General features: G+C 70.0%; 21 protein-coding genes and 1 tRNA gene. 14 read left to right on the top strand and 8 right to left on the bottom strand.

Annotation, left to right across the window (positions count from 1 at the left end):
• Nucleotides 1-22 precede the first annotated feature (22 nt).
• From ACFZA2_RS06160 to ACFZA2_RS06145, 4 genes are all read left to right on the top strand, one after another.
• A complete protein-coding gene (locus ACFZA2_RS06160) occupies nucleotides 23-352 on the top strand; it encodes a DUF3140 domain-containing protein (protein ID WP_391402064.1) in 330 nt (109 codons plus the stop codon).
• Nucleotides 353-401: 49 nt separating this feature from the next.
• The gene (locus ACFZA2_RS06155; protein WP_391402061.1) at nucleotides 402-596 is read left to right on the top strand and encodes a hypothetical protein; all 195 of its coding nucleotides are present in this window, start codon (nucleotides 402-404) and stop codon (nucleotides 594-596) included.
• Between the two features lie 60 nt (nucleotides 597-656).
• Nucleotides 657-1655 carry a magnesium and cobalt transport protein CorA gene (locus ACFZA2_RS06150; protein ID WP_391402058.1) on the top strand — a complete coding sequence of 333 codons (999 nt, stop codon included), beginning with the start codon at nucleotides 657-659 and terminating at the stop codon, nucleotides 1653-1655.
• Between the two features lie 127 nt (nucleotides 1656-1782).
• Nucleotides 1783-3249, top strand: a complete 1467-nt coding sequence (locus tag ACFZA2_RS06145; protein WP_391403394.1) for an amino acid permease — start codon at nucleotides 1783-1785, stop codon at nucleotides 3247-3249.
• A 178-nt stretch (nucleotides 3250-3427) separates the two neighbouring features.
• Here the strand turns inward: ACFZA2_RS06145 and ACFZA2_RS06140 are convergent, their stop codons facing one another.
• Nucleotides 3428-4735, bottom strand: a complete 1308-nt coding sequence (locus tag ACFZA2_RS06140) for a cytochrome P450 (RefSeq protein WP_391402055.1) — start codon at nucleotides 4733-4735, stop codon at nucleotides 3428-3430.
• 175 nt (nucleotides 4736-4910) lie between these two features.
• Here ACFZA2_RS06140 and ACFZA2_RS06135 point away from each other — a divergent pair, with 175 nt between their 5' ends.
• Nucleotides 4911-5300, top strand: a complete 390-nt coding sequence (locus ACFZA2_RS06135) for an ester cyclase (RefSeq protein WP_391402052.1) — start codon at nucleotides 4911-4913, stop codon at nucleotides 5298-5300.
• 21 nt (nucleotides 5301-5321) lie between these two features.
• Here ACFZA2_RS06135 and ACFZA2_RS06130 read toward each other — a convergent pair whose 3' ends face one another.
• A complete protein-coding gene (locus ACFZA2_RS06130) occupies nucleotides 5322-6035 on the bottom strand; it encodes a TetR/AcrR family transcriptional regulator C-terminal domain-containing protein (RefSeq protein WP_391402049.1) in 714 nt (237 codons plus the stop codon).
• A gap of 291 nt (nucleotides 6036-6326) precedes the next feature.
• On the opposite strand from ACFZA2_RS06130, the gene ACFZA2_RS06125 reads away from it, so the two are divergent.
• Both ACFZA2_RS06125 and ACFZA2_RS06120 read left to right on the top strand, forming a co-directional pair.
• A complete protein-coding gene (locus tag ACFZA2_RS06125) occupies nucleotides 6327-6608 on the top strand; it encodes a hypothetical protein (protein ID WP_391402047.1) in 282 nt (93 codons plus the stop codon).
• On the top strand, nucleotides 6605-7042 hold the full coding sequence (locus ACFZA2_RS06120; protein WP_391402044.1) for a BLUF domain-containing protein: 438 nt from the start codon (nucleotides 6605-6607) through the stop codon (nucleotides 7040-7042). The genes ACFZA2_RS06125 and ACFZA2_RS06120 overlap by 4 nt, the downstream gene beginning before the upstream one ends.
• Before the next feature lie 118 nt (nucleotides 7043-7160).
• On the opposite strand, the gene ACFZA2_RS06115 is transcribed toward ACFZA2_RS06120, so the two are convergent.
• Both ACFZA2_RS06115 and ACFZA2_RS06110 read right to left on the bottom strand, forming a co-directional pair.
• Nucleotides 7161-7859 (bottom strand): SGNH/GDSL hydrolase family protein, encoded by a 699-nt coding sequence (locus tag ACFZA2_RS06115; RefSeq protein ID WP_391402041.1) that lies wholly within the window; start codon nucleotides 7857-7859, stop codon nucleotides 7161-7163.
• Between the two features lie 4 nt (nucleotides 7860-7863).
• Nucleotides 7864-8454 carry a YdeI family protein gene (locus ACFZA2_RS06110; protein ID WP_391402038.1) on the bottom strand — a complete coding sequence of 197 codons (591 nt, stop codon included), beginning with the start codon at nucleotides 8452-8454 and terminating at the stop codon, nucleotides 7864-7866.
• Nucleotides 8455-8578: 124 nt separating this feature from the next.
• Between ACFZA2_RS06110 and ACFZA2_RS06105 the strand changes: the two genes are divergently transcribed.
• The 3 genes from ACFZA2_RS06105 to ACFZA2_RS06095 all read left to right on the top strand — a co-directional run bounded on the left by ACFZA2_RS06105 (nucleotide 8579) and on the right by ACFZA2_RS06095 (nucleotide 10504).
• Nucleotides 8579-8941, top strand: a complete 363-nt coding sequence (locus ACFZA2_RS06105; protein ID WP_391402035.1) for a hypothetical protein — start codon at nucleotides 8579-8581, stop codon at nucleotides 8939-8941.
• A 227-nt stretch (nucleotides 8942-9168) separates the two neighbouring features.
• Nucleotides 9169-9930 (top strand): SDR family NAD(P)-dependent oxidoreductase, encoded by a 762-nt coding sequence (locus ACFZA2_RS06100; protein ID WP_391402032.1) that lies wholly within the window; start codon nucleotides 9169-9171, stop codon nucleotides 9928-9930.
• A 40-nt stretch (nucleotides 9931-9970) separates the two neighbouring features.
• Nucleotides 9971-10504 (top strand): cysteine hydrolase family protein, encoded by a 534-nt coding sequence (locus tag ACFZA2_RS06095; protein WP_363388689.1) that lies wholly within the window; start codon nucleotides 9971-9973, stop codon nucleotides 10502-10504.
• 18 nt (nucleotides 10505-10522) lie between these two features.
• Here ACFZA2_RS06095 and ACFZA2_RS06090 read toward each other — a convergent pair whose 3' ends face one another.
• The gene (locus tag ACFZA2_RS06090) at nucleotides 10523-11242 is read right to left on the bottom strand and encodes a hypothetical protein (protein ID WP_391402028.1); all 720 of its coding nucleotides are present in this window, start codon (nucleotides 11240-11242) and stop codon (nucleotides 10523-10525) included.
• A 146-nt stretch (nucleotides 11243-11388) separates the two neighbouring features.
• A tRNA-Gly gene (locus ACFZA2_RS06085) sits at nucleotides 11389-11462 on the bottom strand.
• Nucleotides 11463-11663: 201 nt separating this feature from the next.
• Between ACFZA2_RS06085 and dcd the strand changes: the two genes are divergently transcribed.
• Nucleotides 11664-12269: a dCTP deaminase gene (gene dcd, locus ACFZA2_RS06080; protein ID WP_316003872.1), complete on the top strand. Its 606-nt coding sequence runs from the start codon at nucleotides 11664-11666 to the stop codon at nucleotides 12267-12269.
• A 146-nt stretch (nucleotides 12270-12415) separates the two neighbouring features.
• Here dcd and ACFZA2_RS06075 read toward each other — a convergent pair whose 3' ends face one another.
• A complete protein-coding gene (locus tag ACFZA2_RS06075; protein WP_391402025.1) occupies nucleotides 12416-13315 on the bottom strand; it encodes a MarR family winged helix-turn-helix transcriptional regulator in 900 nt (299 codons plus the stop codon).
• A gap of 106 nt (nucleotides 13316-13421) precedes the next feature.
• Here ACFZA2_RS06075 and ACFZA2_RS06070 point away from each other — a divergent pair, with 106 nt between their 5' ends.
• On the top strand, nucleotides 13422-13931 hold the full coding sequence (locus ACFZA2_RS06070) for a MarR family winged helix-turn-helix transcriptional regulator (protein ID WP_391402022.1): 510 nt from the start codon (nucleotides 13422-13424) through the stop codon (nucleotides 13929-13931).
• Nucleotides 13932-13947: 16 nt separating this feature from the next.
• Here the strand turns inward: ACFZA2_RS06070 and ACFZA2_RS06065 are convergent, their stop codons facing one another.
• Nucleotides 13948-15318: an MFS transporter gene (locus ACFZA2_RS06065; protein ID WP_363578166.1), complete on the bottom strand. Its 1371-nt coding sequence runs from the start codon at nucleotides 15316-15318 to the stop codon at nucleotides 13948-13950.
• Nucleotides 15319-15444: 126 nt separating this feature from the next.
• On the opposite strand from ACFZA2_RS06065, the gene ACFZA2_RS06060 reads away from it, so the two are divergent.
• Together ACFZA2_RS06060 and dnaK are read left to right on the top strand one after the other, a co-directional pair.
• Nucleotides 15445-17196 (top strand): DEAD/DEAH box helicase, encoded by a 1752-nt coding sequence (locus ACFZA2_RS06060; RefSeq protein WP_391402019.1) that lies wholly within the window; start codon nucleotides 15445-15447, stop codon nucleotides 17194-17196.
• A gap of 362 nt (nucleotides 17197-17558) precedes the next feature.
• Nucleotides 17559-19430, top strand: a complete 1872-nt coding sequence (gene dnaK / locus ACFZA2_RS06055) for a molecular chaperone DnaK (protein ID WP_076672979.1) — start codon at nucleotides 17559-17561, stop codon at nucleotides 19428-19430.
• Nucleotides 19431-19433 lie beyond the last annotated feature (3 nt).

Here is a 19433-nt window from a genome sequence, read left to right as displayed (position 1 = left end):
GGGCGCTGGCCAGGATGACGACATGAGCGACGACGACGACCAGACCCGCAGCGACTTCGATGACGCGGTCAACATGACCGCGAGCGAGCTGAAGAAGTGGCTCGACACCGGCGAGTCGAAGTCCGTGGGGCAGAAGAAGGACGGCGGCGAATCGACCGGTCACGAGAGCGGCCGCCACATCGTGCGCATCCTCGAGAAGAAGAAGGCCGACCTCACCGACGACGACTTCGCCCACATGCGCAAGGTCGTCGGCTACGTCAAGCGGCACAGTGCGCAGAAGCCGAAGGGCGACGTGACCGACACCGATTGGCGCTACTCGCTGATGAACTGGGGCCACGACCCGAAGAAGTGACCCGCGGCGCGTCGGGGAGGCGGGAGGGCTTCGGCGCTAGGGTGCAGCTGTGAACCGTGGGAATCTCGCACCCGTGCTCGGCTGGGCTCTCGTCGTCATCGGTCTGTTCAATCTGGTGCTGGCCGTCGTCGACATCTCGTCGGGCGCGAGCGTCGGCAACAACGTGCTGTCGGCGGCGCTGGGCGTCATCCTCGTGATCGCGGGTGTGCTGCAACTCATCGCCAAGGGGCGCACGCGTCGATAGGGCGCCGGCGCTGGGGGCAGCGTCATCCCTCGTCCATCTGAGAGGGGTAGAACGGTAGACATGCCCATCATCGACAGCGCGGTCTACGTCGACGGCCACCGCATCGAGAACCCCTCGAGCCTCGACCAGACCTTCGAGTACATGGAGGCGCACGGCGGGATGGCCTGGATCGGCCTGCTGCGCCCGTCTCCCGAGGAACTCGAGCGCGTGGCCGCGGAGTTCTCCCTGCATCCGCTCGCCGTCGAGGACGCGCTGACCGGTCATCAGCGCGCGAAGCTCGAGCGCTACGGGCAGAACCTGTTCACGGTGCTGCGTCCCGCGCGCTACATCGACGAGACCGAGACCGTCGAGTTCGGCGAACTGCACGTGTTCATCGGCGCGGACTTCGTGGTGACCGTGCGCCACGCCGAGGTCCCCGACCTGTCGCGCGTGCGCCGGCGACTGGAGAAGAACCCCGACCTGCTCGCGCGCGGCCCCGAGGCGGTGCTGTACGCGATCCTCGACGAGGTCGTCGACCAGTACGACCCGGTCGCCCGGGGGCTGCAGAACGACGTCGACGAGATCGAGGACGGTCTGTTCAGCGAGGGCGGCGCCGACCTCACCCAGCGCATCTACCAGCTCGCGCGCGAGGTCATCCACTTCCAGCGTGCGGTCGAGCCGCTCCGCGACATGCTCGAGGCCCTGCTGCGCGGCGCCGACAAGTACGGCGTCGACATCGAACTGCAGCGCTCGCTGCGCGACGTGCTCGACCACGTGCTGCGTCAGGGCGAGAAGCTCACGGCGCTGCGCGCGATCCTCGACAACGCCCTCACCGTCAACGCGACGCTCGTGACGCAGCGTCAGACCGAGACCTCGCTCGAGCAGAACGATCAGGTGAAGAAGATCTCGGGGTGGGCGGCGATCCTTTTCGGCCCGTCCCTGGTGGGCGCGATCTACGGCATGAACTTCCGGAACATGCCGGAGCTCGACTGGACCTTCGGCTACCCGATGGCGCTCGGCCTCATGGCGGCGACCTCCTTCGGGCTCTGGCTGACGTTCAAGCGCAAGCACTGGCTCTGATCCCGAGCGGGCGAAGACGGCTGTGGATGCCGCGCTTCGCGGCGCGCTTCCTGGACAGTCGCTGCGCGAATCGCACGATGGGTAGGTGACTGACACCACCCCGGGCTCCGGCGACGCGGCCGCACCGATCCACACCTCGACCGTGCAGCTCGAGGACAGCGGATATCACAAGCGACTGACCTCTCGTCAGGTGCAGATGATCGCCATCGGCGGCGCCATCGGCACGGGACTCTTCCTCGGCGCCGGCGGACGTCTCGCCCAGGCGGGACCCGCGATCGTTCTGTCGTACGCCGTCTGCGGTCTGTTCGCGTTCTTCATCCTGCGCGCGCTCGGCGAGCTCGTGCTCCACCGGCCGACCTCGGGCTCGTTCGTCTCGTACGCGCGCGAGTTCTTCGGAGAGAAGGCCGCGTTCGTCTCGGGCTGGTTCTACTGGATCAACTGGGCCACGACCACGATGGTCGACATCACCGCCGCCGCGCTGTACATGAACTTCTTCGGCAAGTACGTGCCGTGGATCGCCGCGGTCCCGCAGTGGGCGTGGGCGTTGGCCGCGCTCGTCACCGTGCTCGCCGTCAACCTCGTCTCGGTGAAGGTGTTCGGAGAGCTCGAGTTCTGGTTCGCGCTCATCAAGGTCGCCGCCCTCGTGGCCTTCCTGCTCGTCGGCATCTACTTCGTCGTCTTCGGCACCCCCACGGGCGCGCCCACCGGCTTCTCGCTGATCGCCGACAACGGCGGTTTCTTCCCCAACGGCATCCTTCCCGCGATCATCCTCATGCAGGGCGTCGTCTTCGCGTACGCGTCGATCGAGCTCATCGGCACCGCCGCGGGCGAGACGAAGAACCCCGAGAAGGTCATGCCGCGCGCGATCAACTCGGTGATCATCCGCGTCGCGGTGTTCTACGTCGGTTCGGTGCTGCTGCTGTCGCTGCTGCTGCCGTTCACCGCGTACTCGAAGGACGAGAGCCCGTTCGTGACCTTCTTCGCCTCGATCGGCGTACCCGGGGTCGACGTCATCATGAACCTCGTCGTGCTGACGGCGGCGCTGTCGTCGTTGAACGCCGGTCTCTACTCCACCGGGCGCATCCTGCGCTCGATGGCCGTCGCGGGGTCCGCGCCGAAGTTCGCCGCCCGCATGAACAAGGCGGGCGTGCCCTACGGCGGCATCGCCATCACCGCGTTCGTGGCCCTCTTCGGGGTGGTGATCAACTACGTCAATCCCAGCGACGCGTTCGAGACCGTGCTGAACGTGGCCGCGGTCGGCATCCTGGTCACCTGGGCGACCATCATCGTGTGCCAGATGCGTCTGAAGCAGCTCGCCGACCGGGGCGAGCTCGTACGCCCCTCGTTCCGGCTGTTCTGGGCGCCGTACACGGGATACCTGACCCTGGTGTTCCTGGCCGTGGTGCTCGTGCTGGTGTTCGTCGATTCGCCGGCGACGCTCGTCGTGGCCGTCGTCGCGAGCCTGCTGATCACCGCGGGCTGGTTCGCCTGCCGCAAGCGCATCGCCGAGCTCGCCGCCGAGCGCGAGGGCTACACGGGCACGGTGCCGGTGGTGCCGAGCCCGTTCCCGCAGCCGCGCGACAAGAAGGACTGAGCCGGCGGCTCTCCCTCTTCGGCTCGTGGGTACGCGCTACAGCCCGAGCGGCGTCGCCGGGTGCGTTCCGCGGGCTGAGCCGCGGCATCCGTGTCGTGAGGACAGGGGATGCCACCGCGACAGGCCGCCTCTCCGCTGATCGCCCTGTTCTCGCGGTGCAGCCTGTCCCCGTGACGAGTCAGCCCCGGTGGAACGGGCAGCCCGACGGCGCGTCCGCGCGGCGCACGCGACCGCCGGAGCGCGGCTTCGTCGGCATCCGTCGCCGGTTCACGTCGAGACCGCGGCCCGAGATGCGCAGGCGCGGGTCGCTGAGCACGGCGATGGCTGCCGCGAGCCCGGCGATCGCGAGCTTCTCGCCCGGGCAGCGGTGGCCGGTGCGCACGTCGGCACCGCCGTGGGGGACGAAAGCGCGGATGGCCTCGTAGTCGTCGATACCGACGAAGCGCTCCGGGTCGAAGGAGGAGGGGCGCTCCCACTCGCGGGTGTCGGTGTCGGTGCCGAGGATGTCGAGCACGACCCGACCGCCCTTCGCCACGCGCTGCCCGTCGAGCTCGACATCGGTCTCGGCCCACGCCGGCAGCATCGGCACGAAGGGCGCGGTGCGGCGGATCTCCTGCGCGAAGGCCGTCGCAAGCTCCCCGCCGACGAGCGATCCGCGCTCCGCGGTCTCGGCGGCGATGCGCTCGCGCCACTCCGGGCGGTCGTGCAGCTCCTTCGCGGCGAACGCGACGAAACGCGAGACCGCGATCATCGGGCGGAAGCTGTTCTGCAGCTCGATGCCGGCGCGCTTCGCGGGCAGCAGGTCGCCGGAGCGGTCGCGGTGCCACGCCCAGGCGTGCAGGGCGGTGCCCTCGGCGGGGTCGAGCGTGCCCTCGCGCACGGCGTCGACGAGATCCGCGGCATGGCGGTCGGACCAGCGGCGGTTGGCCAGGGCCAGCAGGAACTCGGGTGAGTACGGCACACCGAAGCCGTCGACGATCTGCGCCTGACGCTTCGCCCACCGCGTCTGCGCCGCCGCCGTGCCCGGGATGCCGGCCCACCGCATGATCGCGCGCGCCAGTGCGCCCACGGCGGCGTCGTACGCCGACCGGTCGCCGCCGCCGACCCAGGCGTCGAGTTCGCCCTGCCACTGCCGCTCGAGCTCGGGCAGGAGGCGCGCGACCTCGGCGTCGTCGTAGAGCACGTCGACGAACGTCGCCTTGCGGTGGCGGTGCTCGTCGCCGTCGAGGCTGTGGACCGAGCCGTGACCGAACAGCGACTCCTGGATGAACGCGGGCATCGCCCCGTGCCGACGCGTGCGGGACTCGTCGTAGAAGAGCGCCACGCCCTCTTCGCCCCGCACGAAGAGCGCCTCGCGCCCGAGCAGGCGGAACGGGACGGCACGGGCGCCGCGGTCGGCGCGCCGCCAGAGGTGCGCGCCGAAGCCGTAGCCGCGCACGAGGAGCGAGAGCGAGTCGTCGCGGAGAAGGGCGAGGGGGGATGCCATGTCCCCACGGTTCCATGCCGGCGGGGAGATCGTGGAGGGGGCGGCGCGCGCCCGGTCGGTGTGTTAGTCGTGCCGCGCGGCGATGCCCTCCACCTCTGGATGCCCTGCGCCGCGCGTCGCGGCCGTCGCGGCATCCGCGGGCCGGTGAGAAGTGGCCGCCACCGATAATGGATCGATGGAACCGTGGGAGATGCGGGAGTGGTTCGCCGACTTCCTCGAGGCGCTGAACCGTCACGACATCGAGCGGGTCCGTGAGTTCCTGCACCCGAGCGTGCGACGCGCGCACCTGCCCGCGGGGGCCGATGCGTGGATCGCCGACTACGCGAACCTGCTGCACGGCTTTCCCGACTGGCAGTGGAAGCGCATTCAGCTCCTCGTCGAGGACGACCGCCTGGCCGTGCATCTGCGGGGCGGGGGGAGTCACACCGGTGCGTACGCGTTCGTCGCGCCGACGCGTACGCGCGTGAGCATCGCGTCGTTCGCGATGTACCGGGTGCAGCACGGACTGATCGTCGAGGCCACCGGCACCGACGACGTCGCGCAGATCCGCTCCGCGATCGCCTGAGCGAGGCCCGGGGCGGGGGCCTTACTGCGACAGCTCTCGATCGAGGCGGTCCAGCAGGGATTCGAGCGAGACTTCGAACTCCTCCTCGGCGCGATCTTCGCTGAGCAGAGCCCGCAGGTGGCGGACGGTGGGGGCGTCGGCGAGCGTGGCGTCGCCGTCGTGGGCCGGGATGTCGGCGTTCCCCTCGTCGAGCGGCTCCTCCACGGGCCCCGTCTCCGCCCCGCGGACGGCGGACTCCAGCAGCAGCTGGCCGAGGAGGAAGCTGCTGAACGCCCGATAGGCGCTCACGGCCTGGTCGTCGGTGAAACCCTGAGCGAGGAGCGTCGAGAGGAAGATCTCCACGACCTCGACGCTGCGCAGCGGAGGCCGCAGCCAAGGGGCGGCCGGATGCCGTGTGGCGACGAGCGGGAAGGCCCGCGGGTGTTCGACGGCGATGCGCCGCACCTCGTGCGCGGTGATCTGCAGGAAGCTCTGCCACTGCTGCGTCGAGGCGTCCTGGAGGGCCGTCATGAGGTCGCGCATCAGGAGGCGCACGATCGCCTCGAGCAGGTCTTCCTTGCCGTTGACGTAGCGGTAGAGCGACATCGCCTCGACATCGAGCTCCTGCGCCAAGGTGCGCATCGACAGGCCCGTCGCGCCCCGATCGTCGATCTGCGCGAGAGCGGTGGTGACGATGAGGTCGCGGCTGAGTCGGCGCACGCTCGAACGCGGTACGTTCCGCGCATCTGGGGTCATCGCATCCACCTCCGGGCGTTCAGTTTGACACCCCGGGAGGGCGCGAGATGCCGCTTCGAACAGGGGGAGCAGCGGATGCCGTCGGCTTACGGTGTAAGCAAATTTTCCCGATCGGCGGCATTTTCTCCGTCCAGCCGGGACCGGAGCGGTGATCGGGGCCCGCGCGTTCGGCATCCGCGCGGAAGGGGCGGAGACGCGTAGCGCGATCTGTCAAGGGCGGATGGGTGTCGGAGGGCCCGGGTACGGTCGCTGGTGCCCGGCGCGTCATCCCGGGCGGAAGGAGCGGTGAGCATGGTGTCTCCCGACCGCCCCGGTGCCGGCGTCATCTGGGCCCGCGTCGAAGAGGGCTTCCATGTCGGCAGCCGAAAGGGCATGTTCCTCGGCTACATCGACCGTCAGGCCGACGGGGGCTACCTCGCTTTCGACGGCTCGTCGCGCGTCGTCGGCCGATTCCGCACCCTCACGGCGGCGATGGCCGCGGTGACCAACGGCCAACCCCCACAGGACGAGGTCATCACCCTTCGGCAGGTTCGCGTCCCGGCGCCCCGCGCCATCGAGGAGGACACCGCATGAGCGCTCCGCTGACCGCCGTCTCATACGTCAGTCGGGCCGTCGACACCTTCGATGACGCCCGTCTCGCCGAACTCCTCGGCCAGAGTCGCCGCTCGAACCACGAGCACGACCTGTCGGGCATGCTGCTCTACCGCCGCGGGCGGTTCTTCCAGGTGCTGGAGGGTCCGAAGGACGCTGTGGACGAGCTGATGGCGAAGATCCGTCGCGATCCGCGCCACGATGAGATTCGGGTGCTGCTGACCGAGGAGATCGAGGAGCGCCGCTTCGAGGAATGGACGATGGGGTACGAACCCATCACCGCGCCCGCGACGCCGGCGCCCGAGGGGTTCCGTGACACGTTCGACGACCTCGAGTCCGACGACGACGAGGCGAGCATCCGCGCGGTCCGCGAACTGACCGTCTGGTTCCGCGCCCGCACGGCCGCGCCCGCCTGAGCTCCCCGAGGGGCAGCCCCGAGCTTCAGGGCCCGAGACCCCGGTCCGGGGCGCATTCCGGCGTTCGGGGCGCGAATCGCACGCCCCGAACGGAAGATCGCGCCACGGAGCTCGGCGATCAGAGCGGCGGATCCAGAGCGCGGAGCGCGGCATCCATCCGCTCCGCCATGACGGCGTAGCCGATGTCGTTCGGGTGCAGACCGTCGCCCGCCATCCAGCTGACCTGCGCGGTGGCGTCGTGCCCCTCGAGCCAGCGGCTGGCACCGCTGATGTGATCGGCACCGATGCGTGCCGCAGCGTCTTCGACCCATCCGGCGATGACGTCGACCGAGGCCGGCCTGTCGTCGGTGTACCAGAACGGCTCGACGACGACGATGCGTGCGTCGGGCAGTCCCTCGCGCAGACGGGTCAGGTCGCTGTCGATCGTCGCGCGGATGTCGTCGGCGCGCGTGTCGTAGCTGAAGGTGTCGTTGAGGCCCATGGTCACGAACACGATGTCGGGGTCGTCGGCGATCACGAGCGCGGGGATGTCGTCGAGTCCTCCGAGCATCGAGTCGCGGCGGTTCACGAAGCCGAGGCCGTTCTCGCTGCGGTTGATCTCCTGCCACCCCCGTTCGGCCGACACGATCGTCGACCAGCGCTTCTCCGACGAGCTCGCACCGGTACCGCGCGTGTACGAGTCGCCGTAGAACGACACCACCGGACCGTCGGCCGGAATGGCGGCGGACGACGCGGTCGGGCTCGGGTCGGCGCAGGCGACGAGGCCGAGGATCAGGGATGCCGCGAGCACGACACCGAGAGACCGTCGCACGCGCATGAGGTCATTGTCCTCCGGGCGTGGGTCGCTCGGTCGGTTCCACCGCGAGAGACGCGACATGACGAGCGATCCGGGCCGCGCGGGCGGCGTCGGTCGTGGCCGTGACGACCGGGTGCAGCACGGAGTAGCGCTCCGCCTTGGTGAGCGCGGCGAACGCGCGAGCGGCCGCCGGCACGGCATCCAAGGCCGCCTGCAGGTCGGCGGGCACCTCGATCGTGGCGGATCCGGCGTAGGCGCGATCCCAGCGTCCGTCCGCCTGCGCGCGGGCGATCTCGTCGGCGCCGCGCGGTCGCATCCGGCCCTCTTCGATCAGGCGCGCGACGATGTCGACGTTGCGCGCCGACCACATCGACCGCGCGCGCCGAGGGGTGAAGTGCTGGCGGAAGGTCGCGGCATCCCTCGACTGCTTGCGCCCGTCGATCCACCCGCTGCACAGCGCCTCGTCGAGGGCCTGGGCGTAGGTGAGGGTAGTGGGCGAGGTCGTACCCTTCTTGGCGAGCACGAGCCACACCCCGTCGCCCTCGCTCTCGTGAGCGTCGAGCCAGGCGCGCCAGGCTGCGACGTCGTCGACGGTCAGCTCGGGTGCGTCGGTCATGGTCTCGGCTCCTTCCGCGATGCTTCGGACCCTAGCGCCACCCTCCGACACCGCGCCCCTATCGGATGGGCGGTGCGGGGGCAAGCGACCCCCGCGGCGTCGACGCTGCCCCCAACATGAGGGAATGCGATGTGTGACGTACGCCGGCGAGACCGTGACCACGACCGACGACGTGGCGGAGGCGCTCGTGCAGCTCACCGCGTCGATCGCCGCCGACGGGCAGGCGGAGGCGGTCAGCATCCCGATCGTGACCGAGGCGGGCGACATCGAGGAAGCCGAACTCGTCATCGGCGTCGGGAACGACGTGCTCAGCGCCCCGGCGCACGACTGGACGGGCGAGGAGCCAGACTTCTCCTGGGCCGCCGAGGAGCTGCGTCAGCACAAGCGCTTCCCCCAGGCGCCGGCCATCGCGCACGAGCAGACCATCGACACCGATAACCCCGACGCGTTCTGGGACCCCGACCTCGACGGCTTCACCCGCGCCTGATCGCCGCCGGCCGTGAGTCGGTCCGCGGCGCGCGGCGCTGAGGCGACCCCCGCACCCTCGGGGGGAGCTCGTCAACCCCACCTCCGCCCCCGACCGCAGACGTAGCGTGGGCCCTCCACACCGGAAGCGACCGGTCATCGCCCCGGTGTGCGAGCCCCGGACAGTCCGGGTGGCACCGCCGTTTCGCGTGTGCCGCCCGGACGCTCGGCGTCCCGCAGGATGGACGTATGCAGCACTCCCTCGTCACCGGCGCGTCGCGCGGAATCGGTCGGGCCATCGCGATCGCCCTCAGCGAGAGGGGCGACCGCGTCGCCGTGCACTACGGGTCCGATCGGGATGCCGCGGAGCAGACGCTCGCCCTCCTGCACGGTGACGGGCATGTCCTCGTAAGCGGCGATCTCTCCGACCCCGCCATCGCACAGCGCGTGGTCGACGAGGTGCTCACGGCGTTCGGACGCATCGACGTGCTCGTGAACAACGCGGCGATCGCCCCGAGCTCCGAGACCTCGCATCCGATCGACACCGTCGACTACGCGACCTGGCACCAGACGTGGGAGCGCATGGTCGAGGTCGACCTGCGCGCTCCCGCCAACATGACCTACCTGGTCGCGCGGTCGCTGATCGACCGTGGTCTGCCCGGTGCGGTCGTGAACGTCGGCTCGCGCGGAGCGTTCCGCGGCGAGCCCGAGTTCCCTGCCTACGGCGCCGCCAAGGCAGGGCTCCACGCGATGGGCCAATCGCTCGCGGTCGCCCTCGCCCCGCACGGCATCGCCGTCACCAGCGTCGCCCCCGGCTTCGTGGGCACCGACAGGCAGCAGCAGAAATTGGACGGGCCCGCCGGAGACGGCATCCGGGATCAGAGTCCGTTCGGCCGTGTCGCCACTCCCGAAGAAGTGGCGGATGCCGTGGTCTACCTCAGCTCGCCGCGCTCGCAGTGGGCCTCGGGCGCCATCCTCGACCTGAACGGCGCCTCGCACCTGCGCAGTTGAACCGGCGCCCGGTCGCCGCGGCGGTGAGAGGGTGGAGGGCATGCAGCCCGTCCTCGTGATCATCGACATCCAGCGCGACTACTTCCCCGGAGGCCGTCACCCCCTGGTGAACCCGGATGCCGCGGCCGAGGCCGCCGCACGCGTGCTGACCCGGCAGCGTGACCTCGGGGCGCCCGTCATCCACGTGCGGCACGAAAGCCCCGCCGGCGGCGGCTTCCTCGAGGTGGACACCGATGGAGCCGAGATCGACCCCCGCGTCGCCCCCGAGCCCGGCGAGACGGTGATCGTGAAGCACGCGCCGAATTCCTTCGTCGGCACCGACCTGCACGAGCGCCTGCGCGAGCTCGGCGCGCGCGAGCTGCTCGTGGTCGGCATGATGACGAGCATGTGCGTGGATGCCACCGTCCGCGCCGCCATCGACCTCGGTTACGCCGTCACGGTCGTCGGCGACGCCTGCGCCGCCCCCGATCTCGCCTACGGCGGAGTCGAGGTGTCCGGCGAGGCCGTGCACGCGGCGTTCCTCGCCGCGTTGGGTGGGGCGGGAGCGCGGGTCGTGAGCGAAGCCGCCGCCTGACCGGGTGGATGACACTCGTCAGGACCGGTCGCGAAGCGTGTAGAGGCGGACGCTTTCCGACAGCCGTCGCGTGTCGAACCGGCTGAGGAGGATGTCGTTCATCTTCGCCGTGGACGGTTGGCCGATGACGACCCACGTGTCCGGATCCACTTGGGCGGTGACGTCGGCGGAACCGCACTGGGCGCCGGCGCCGTCGCCCGCACTCGAGAACACGACCACGAGGCACACCTCGCCGGGGACGTCGGGCTGACGCCCGACGTAGACGAGTCCGTTCTCGGTGCTCGCGACGAAGCGGACGGACGCGGGATCGAGCAGGCCCACCGTCTCGGGGAACGGCAGCCTGTCCTCGGAGGTCGCGGCGTAGCTCAGTTCGGGGATGTCGCCGCCGGCGCGCGGCGGGGTGAACGTCGCGCCGATGACCGCGCCGCCCACCAGCCCGGCGACCGCCGCGAGGAGCGGGATGACGGCTGTGCGACGTTCCACGGCAAGGGCCAGGCGACGACGGCGCGGTGAGGTCGGACCGGGCTCTGTGCTCTGCTCCGCCGCGGCCGGATCGGGCTCGTCGTCATCCGTCCGCGTGTACTCCTCGGTCGGCGCGGGGTCGGTCTCGGGCTGTATCCGCGCGCGGTCGTCCAGCTCACGGAGGCGGTCCACGAGCGCCTGGTCCGTGGTCGCGCCCTTGGCGTAGACGCGCGCATACAGGCGCGTGCGTTCCTCCCGCTCGGCGTCGCTCAGCATGGTCCCACCCTGCCGCATGGGTGGGTGGTCTCGGGCGAGGCGCCGGCGCACGAGGCTTCCTGCGGCGTGGGCCCCACGCGACCTCGTTTCGGACGGCACCCACGCGAAAGGCCCGCCCCACCGCCTGCGGCGGTGAGTCGGGCCTGTGGAGGGGCTGACGGGAATCGAACCCGCGCTGTCTGCTTGGGAAGCAGAAGTTCTGCCATTGAACTACAGCCCCGTGCGCCTCGCGGCGACCCGGCCAGCATAACAGCGTCTCCGGCGGCATCCCTCCGCCGTCGAGGACCCCGGCGCGGTCTCATCGTCGTCGAAATGACCCGCGTCTGCCGAGATGACTCGCCCGACACGCTCATTTCGGGTCTTCTCGGTCGTCGCGTGTCATCTCGGCAGGAGTCGGGACCGACCCCCCTAGGCTGATCCCGTGCTGCTCTCCGATCGCGACATCCGGGCCCACCTCGACGACGGCCGCCTGGGCCTCGATCCCTACGACCCCGCGATGGTGCAGCCCTCGAGCGTGGATGTGCGTCTCGACCGGTACTTCCGGTTGTTCGACAACCACAAGTACCCCTTCATCGATCCGGCCGAGGATCAGCCCGAGCTCACGCGCCTCATCGAGGTCGAACCCGACGAGCCGTTCATCCTCCACCCGGGTGAATTCGCGCTCGGGTCGACGTTCGAGCGCGTCACCCTCCCCGACGACGTCGCTGCGCGGCTCGAGGGCAAGTCCTCGCTCGGACGCCTGGGCCTGCTCACCCACTCCACCGCCGGCTTCATCGACCCGGGCTTCTCGGGACACGTGACCCTCGAGCTCTCGAACGTCGCGACCCTGCCCATCAAGCTGTGGCCGGGCATGAAGATCGGGCAGGTCTGCTACTTCCGCCTGACGTCGCCCGCCGAGAACCCCTACGGCTCCGGCCCTTATGGCAACCGCTACCAGGGCCAGCGCGGTCCGACCGCGTCGCGCTCGGCGCTCAACTTCCACCGCACCGACGTCGGCACGACCGACGCGGGGTCGGCCGGCCGCTGACCCGCGCGAGAACGGCCCCGTCGAGGAGACCTCGAGGGGGCCGTTCTGTCGCACTTCCCGGGGATGGCGCGTGCGGTGATGAACGCTGTTCCCGGGTAGAACGCCTCGTGAGCGCGTTTTTACCCACGAAGAGCGTTTATGCGAGCTCACGCGGACGGTGACGTGTCACCGGATGCCGACGCGTCACCGGATGCCGACGCTTCGCGGCCGCGGCGGAAACCGGCGTCGAACCCGCGTTCGTAGGCGCGCTGCGCCGACCGACGGTCGTGGTGACCGTGCCCGCGGTGGTGTCCGTGCTCGTGACCGGAGCCGTCACGGCGCGGGTCGCACCCGCGGCCGCGACCGGCCCGATGGTGCTCGCCGCGGCCCGCGGTGCCGAGGTGCCCGTGACCGGCGTCTTCGTGACCCGTCTCGCCGTGCGCGGAGCTGTGACGACCGTGTGCGCCCCGCCCGGCGTCGCCGGACGCGAAGCCGCGGTCGCCGTGCGCGAAGCCGCGCCCGTCGCGCTCGCCGTGCTCTCGCGGCCCGAACGGGTGCGGGTCCGCACCGAAGCGGGGGCCGAAGCCGCGCATCCCGGGCCCGAAGCCGCGTCCGAAGGGGCCGAAGCCGCGACCGGCGCCGGGTGCCGCAGGTCCGAAGTGGGGAGAGGTCTCACCCTCGTCGAGGCCGAGGGCGGCCGACACCGCATCGAGGGCGGTCGTCAGGTGCTCGAGCTCCTCGGCCGGAATCTCGGCGAGCAGCGCCGCGCGGGCGGCATCCACCCGGGCGAGAACCGCGCGGCCCTCGTCGGTGAGCGTCCACCCCGTGTCGCCACGGGCGATCCAGCCCTCGGCGACGAGCGAGCCGATGCGCTTCCCGCCGCGGGCGAGGCGCGCGGCGATCCACGGTGCGTCGACGCGACCGTCGACGGCACTGAGCAGGAACACGGTCTTGGGATGGATGCCGCTGTCGCGCAGCTGCGCGAAGAGGCGGTGGTGCAGCGCGTGGCCGACCGTCGTGAGGCGGTGGGCGAGGCTGCGGGGGTCCAGAGGTGTGGAGGTGTTCATGGGGGTCCTTTCGTCGGCGGTCGATCCGCCATTACATGTCACATGACAACAGATGTACTGTGACATGTATTCCCGATGCTTGTCAAGCGACATGTAAAGTCGAGGGATGGCATCCGACCCCGCCGACGACATCGCTGCGGCGCTCGCGCGCTTACGCGGTCGGCGCCCGCGCCCGCCTTTCCCGCCCGATGCGCACCACCACCCGCACGGTGGGCACGGCGGAGGTCCGTGGGGTCGTGGCGCGCCGCCGTGGGCCGATCCGGCGCGAGGACGCTTCGGGGGTCCCGCGCGACTGCGTCTGCTCGATGCTCTCGTCGCGGCATCCGGTCCGCTGTCGGTGAGCGAGATCGCCGAGGCGGTCGGCGTGGATCAGCCCCGGGCGTCGCGCCTGGTGCAGCAGGCCGAGCAGATGGGGCTGGTCGCGCGCGAGCCCGACCCCGACGACGCGCGCCGCACGCGCGTGCGCCTCACCGCCGAGGGGGAGGGGCTCGTCTCCGGCTTCCGCGGCCGGCGGCGGGATGCCGTGCGCTCCGCGCTCGAATCCTTCACCGACGCCGAGCGCGCGGAGTTCGCCCGCCTGTTGGCGAAGTTCGCCGACGCCTGGCCGAGCGACTGAGCCGGCGGCATCCGCGTCAGCGGATCACGGCCGCCGTGGTCTTCACCGGCAGCATCAGCAGCAGTCCGGCCCCGAGGATCAGCACGATGCCGAGGATGCCGAGGCGAGTGTCGCCCGTGATGCCGACGAAGAGCGCGAACAGGCCCGGGGCCAGGAACGACACCGCGCGACCGGTCGTGGCGTAGAGACCGAAGATCTCGCCCTCGCGTCCCTCGGGCGCCACGCGCGCGAGGAACGACCGGCTCGCCGACTGCACCGGTCCCACGAAGGCGCACAGACCCAGGCCGACGATCCAGAAGCCGGTCTGCGACGTTCCGATGAAGAGCATCGTCGTGCCGAGCACGATCAAGCAGACCAGGGATGCCAGGATCACGCGCTTCGGGCCGAACAGGTCGTCGAAGCGCCCGGCGACGAAGGTGCTGATGCCCGCCACGACGTTGGCTGCGACGGCGAAGTAGAGCACTTCGGTCGAGCTGAACCCGAAGACCTGGGCCGCGATGATCGCGCCGAACGTGAACACCCCCGTGAGGCCGTCGCGGAAGACGGCGCTCGCGACGAGGAACAGCAGCACCTGGCGGCTGTCGCGCCAGAGCGAGCGGAGCGTCCCCCACAACACGACGTACGAGCGGAAGAAGCCGACGCGCACCCGGCGCCGCTGGGCCGGGATCTCGGGCACCCGAACGAGGACCGGGATTGCGAACACCGCGTACCAGGCGGCGGATGCCAGGATCGCCAGCCGGATGTTCAGACCACCGTCCTTGCTCACGGCGAGCAGGCCGCCGGCATCCGGATCTGCGAAGCTCTGGATGAAGAGCACCAGCAGAAGCAGGAGGAGGACGATTCCGCCGACGTAGCCCATGCCCCAGCCGAAGCCCGAGACGCGGCCGATGTTCTCGCGCGTGGAGACCTGCGTGAGCATCGCGTAGTAGTTGACGCTCGCGAACTCGAAGAACACGTTGCCGACGGCGAGCAGTGTCGCGCCGAGGATCAGGTACGCGGGGGTGCCTTCCACGAAGAACATCGCCGCCATGGCGAGCACCACGACACCGGTATTGATGCCGAGCCACAGCTTGCGGCGACCCGTGCCGTCGGAGCGCTGACCAAGTACGGGGGCCACGAGGGCGACGACGATGCCCGCGATCATGAGGGCGACGCCGACGAGGCTGGCGTTGTCGGCGAGGGCGCGCACGAGCGCGGGGTTCGTGTCGTCGCCCCCGGCGGCGGAGACGACGGCCGGGTCGACGAAGAGCGAGCTGGCGAGATAGGTGCTGAAGACGAACGTCGTGACGACGGCGTTGAACGCCGCCGAGCCCCAGTCCCACAGGGCCCATGCCAGCACGGGACGTCGGCCGGCGGCAGGGGCGGAGGCGGTGCCGGGCGCGGACATGTCGGTCACGGTAGGGCCCTTCGGTGAACGCCGGGTGCCCCGGCACGACGCGGCAACGACGACGTCGCGCGGGTTCAGGCTAGACCCCGGCCCGCGCTCGGGCGCGCAGGAGACTACCGTGGAGTCATGGCATCCGAAACCCCCGTCGACTCTGCTGAGGCCGAGACCTCCCCCGAAAAGCTCACCTTCGCCGACCTGGGACTGGATGCCGCTGTGCTCAAGGCCCTGAAGGACGTGGGTTACGAGACCCCTTCCGCGATCCAGGCGGCCACCATCCCCGTGCTGCTGCAGGGTCGCGACGTCGTGGGCCTCGCCCAGACCGGAACCGGCAAGACCGCGGCCTTCGCGCTCCCGGTGCTGTCGCAGATGGAGACCGGCCACAAGAACCCGCAGGCCCTCGTGCTCGCTCCCACCCGCGAGCTCGCGCTGCAGGTGTGCGAGGCGTTCGAGAAGTACGCGGCGCACATCAAGGGCGTCTCGGTGCTCCCCGTCTACGGCGGACAGGGCTACGGCCAGCAGCTGTCGGCCCTGCGTCGCGGTGTCGACGTGATCGTCGGAACCCCCGGTCGCATCATGGACCACCTCGACAAGGGCACCCTCGACCTCAGCGAGCTGAAGTTCCTCGTGCTCGACGAGGCCGACGAGATGCTCAAGATGGGCTTCGCGGAGGACGTCGAGACGATCCTCGCCGACACCCCCTCGACCAAGCAGGTCGCGCTGTTCTCGGCCACCATGCCGGCGCAGATCCGCCGCATCTCGGCGCAGTATCTCAACGACCCCGAAGAGATCACGGTCAAGACCAAGACCACGACCTCGGCGAACATCACCCAGCGCTACCTCGTGGTGTCGTACCAGCAGAAGATCGACGCTCTCACGCGCATCCTCGAGGTCGAGAACTTCGAGGGCATGATCGTGTTCACCCGCACGAAGAACGAGACCGAGACGGTCGCCGAGAAGCTCCGCGCCCGCGGCTACACGGCCGCCGCGATCAACGGCGACATCGCCCAGGTGCAGCGCGAGCGGACGGTCAACCAGCTGAAGTCGGGCAAGCTCGACATCCTCGTCGCCACCGACGTCGCCGCGCGCGGTCTCGACGTCGAGCGCATCAGCCACGTCGTCAACTACGACCTGCCGATCGACACCGAGTCGTACGTGCACCGCATCGGCCGCACCGGTCGCGCGGGCCGCACGGGAGACGCGATCAGCTTCGTCACGCCGCGTGAGCGCCGCATGCTCACCGCGATCGAGAAGGCCACGCGTCAGCCGCTGACCGAGATGTCGCTGCCGAGCGTCGACGACGTCAACGCCACGCGTCTCACCCGCTTCGACGACGCCATCACGACCGCCCTCGAGGACACCGCCGCGATCGCGACCTTCCGCGACGTCGTCGCCCACTACGTCGCGCACCACGACGTGCCCGAGGCCGACGTGGCCGCAGCTCTCGCCGTGGTCGCCCAGGGCGACACGCCGCTGCTGCTCGAGGAGGAGACGATCCAGCAGCCGCGCTTCGACCGGGACCGCGATCGCGACCGCCCTGCTCGTGAGGGCGGAGACCGCGGCGATCGCCGCAGCGGCGGCGGACGCTTCGCGACGTACCGCATCGCCGTGGGGCGTCGCCAGCGCGTGGAGCCGCGCCAGATCGTGGGTGCGCTCGCGAACGAGGGCGGCCTGCGCCGCAACGATTTCGGCGCGATCCAGATCCGCCAGGACTTCTCGCTCGTCGAGCTGCCCGCCGACCTCTCGCGCGACACGATCGACCGCCTCGCCGACACCCGCATCTCGGGCCAGCTCATCGACCTGCGCCTCGATCAGGGCGGACGCTCCGCCAAGCGCAGCGACCGGCCGCAGCGCCGGTCGTTCGACCGCGACCGCGACTGAGCCTCCGCCCGGCCGCCGCGCCGGGCTCACGGCATCCGTTCGACGCCCCCGCCGACCTCCGGGTCGCGGGGGCGTCGTGGTCGCTGGGCACCAGTTCCAGGTTTGGGGCGCGTTTCTGCGTTTGGGGCGTGGTATTTCGCGCCCCAGACGGAGGAATGCGCCCCAAAACGGTATATAGGGGTGGGGTGGTGGGCGATGATCCGGAAGCCGTGACATCAGAAGTTGAGCCAATTCATATCAAGTCACCTTGACCTCCCGGCGGGGGTTCGATAACCTTGAGTCATCGCGGCTCAACCCGCGCAGAGACTTTCACCAGAACCCCGAGTGCGGCATCGGCCGTGCTCACAAGCAAGGAGACACATATGCCCCGTGCAGTGGGAATCGACCTCGGTACGACCAACTCCGTCGTGAGCGTGCTCGAGGGTGGCGAGCCCAAGGTCATCGCCAACGCCGAGGGTTTCCGTACGACCCCCTCGGTCGTCGCGTACACCAAGGACGGCGAGGTGCTCGTCGGTGAGACCGCCAAGCGCCAGGCCGTCACCAACGTCGACCGCACCATCTCGAGCGTCAAGCGCCACATGGGCACCACGTGGAGCTTCGATGTCGACGGCAAGAAGTGGACGCCGCAGGAGATCTCGGCCCGCATCCTGCAGAAGCTCAAGCGCGACGCCGAGGAGTACCTCGGCGACAGCGTGACGGATGCCGTCATCACGGTCCCCGCGTACTTCAACGACGCCGAGCGCCAGGCCACCAAGGAGGCCGGTGAGATCGCGGGCCTCAACGTGCTGCGCATCATCAACGAGCCCACCGCCGCGGCCCTCGCGTACGGCCTCGACAAGGGCAAGGAAGACGAGCTCATCCTGGTCTTCGACCTCGGTGGCGGAACGTTCGACGTCTCGCTGCTCGAGGTGGGCAAGGACGACGACTTCTCGACCATCCAGGTGCGCGCCACCTCCGGTGACAACCGCCTCGGTGGAGACGACTGGGACCAGCGCGTCGTCGACTACCTCATCAAGCAGTTCAAGGACACCACCGGTGTCGACGTCTCGGGCGACAAGATCGCTCTGCAGCGTCTGAAGGAAGCGGCCGAGCAGGCGAAGAAGGAGCTGTCGAGCTCGACCTCGACCTCCATCAACCTGCCGTACCTGTCGCTCACCGACTCGGGCCCCGTGTCGCTGAGCGAAACCCTCTCCCGCGCGAAGTTCGAGGACCTCACCAAGGACCTCCTCGACCGCACGCGCAAGCCCTTCTCCGACGTCATCCGCGAAGCCGGCGTGAAGGTCGACGACATCGCGCACGTGGTGCTCGTCGGCGGCTCGACCCGCATGCCCGCGGTCGCCGAGCTGGTGAAGAAGGAGACCGGGAAGGATGCCAACAAGGGCGTCAACCCCGACGAGGTCGTGGCCGTGGGTGCAGCCCTGCAGGCCGGTGTCCTCAAGGGTGAGCGCAAGGACGTCCTCCTCATCGACGTCACCCCCCTGAGCCTCGGCATCGAGACCAAGGGCGGCATCATGACCAAGCTCATCGAGCGCAACACCGCCATCCCGACCAAGCGCAGCGAGACCTTCACCACCGCCGACGACAACCAGCCGTCGGTTGCGATCCAGGTCTTCCAGGGCGAGCGCGAGTTCACCCGCGACAACAAGCCGCTCGGCACCTTCGAGCTCACCGGCATCGCCCCGGCTCCCCGCGGCATCCCGCAGGTCGAGGTCACCTTCGACATCGACGCGAACGGCATCGTGCACGTTTCGGCGAAGGACAAGGGCACCGGCAAGGAGCAGTCGATGACCATCACGGGCGGCTCGTCGCTGCCCAAGGAGGACATCGAGCGCATGGTGCGCGAGGCTGAGGAGAACGCGGCGGAGGACAAGAAGCGCCGCGAGTCCGCCGAGACCCGCAACCAGGCCGAGACGCTCTCGTACTCGATCGAGAAGCTGATCAAGGAGAACGAGGACAAGCTCCCCGCCGAGGTCAAGACCGAGGTGCAGGGCGATGTCGACGCGCTCAAGACGGCTCTCGCCGGTGACGACGACGACGCGGTCAAGACCGCGTTCGACAAGCTGAACGCCAGCCAGGGCAAGCTCGGCGAGGCCATCTACGCCTCGTCGCAGGCCGCCGGTGAGCCCGCCGACCCCAACGTGGGTCAGCCGGGCAACGGCGAGACGCCGAACCCCGAGGAAGACGTCATCGACGCCGAGGTCGTCGACGACGAGAACCCCGACGAGAAGAAGTAAGCA

The sequence above is a fragment of the Microbacterium sp. NPDC007973 genome (assembly GCF_042958465.1).
Lineage (GTDB): Bacteria > Actinomycetota > Actinomycetes > Actinomycetales > Microbacteriaceae > Microbacterium > Microbacterium galbum.
Note: the sequence above shows the minus strand (reverse complement) of the source record. Positions and strands in the feature narration are given on the sequence as shown.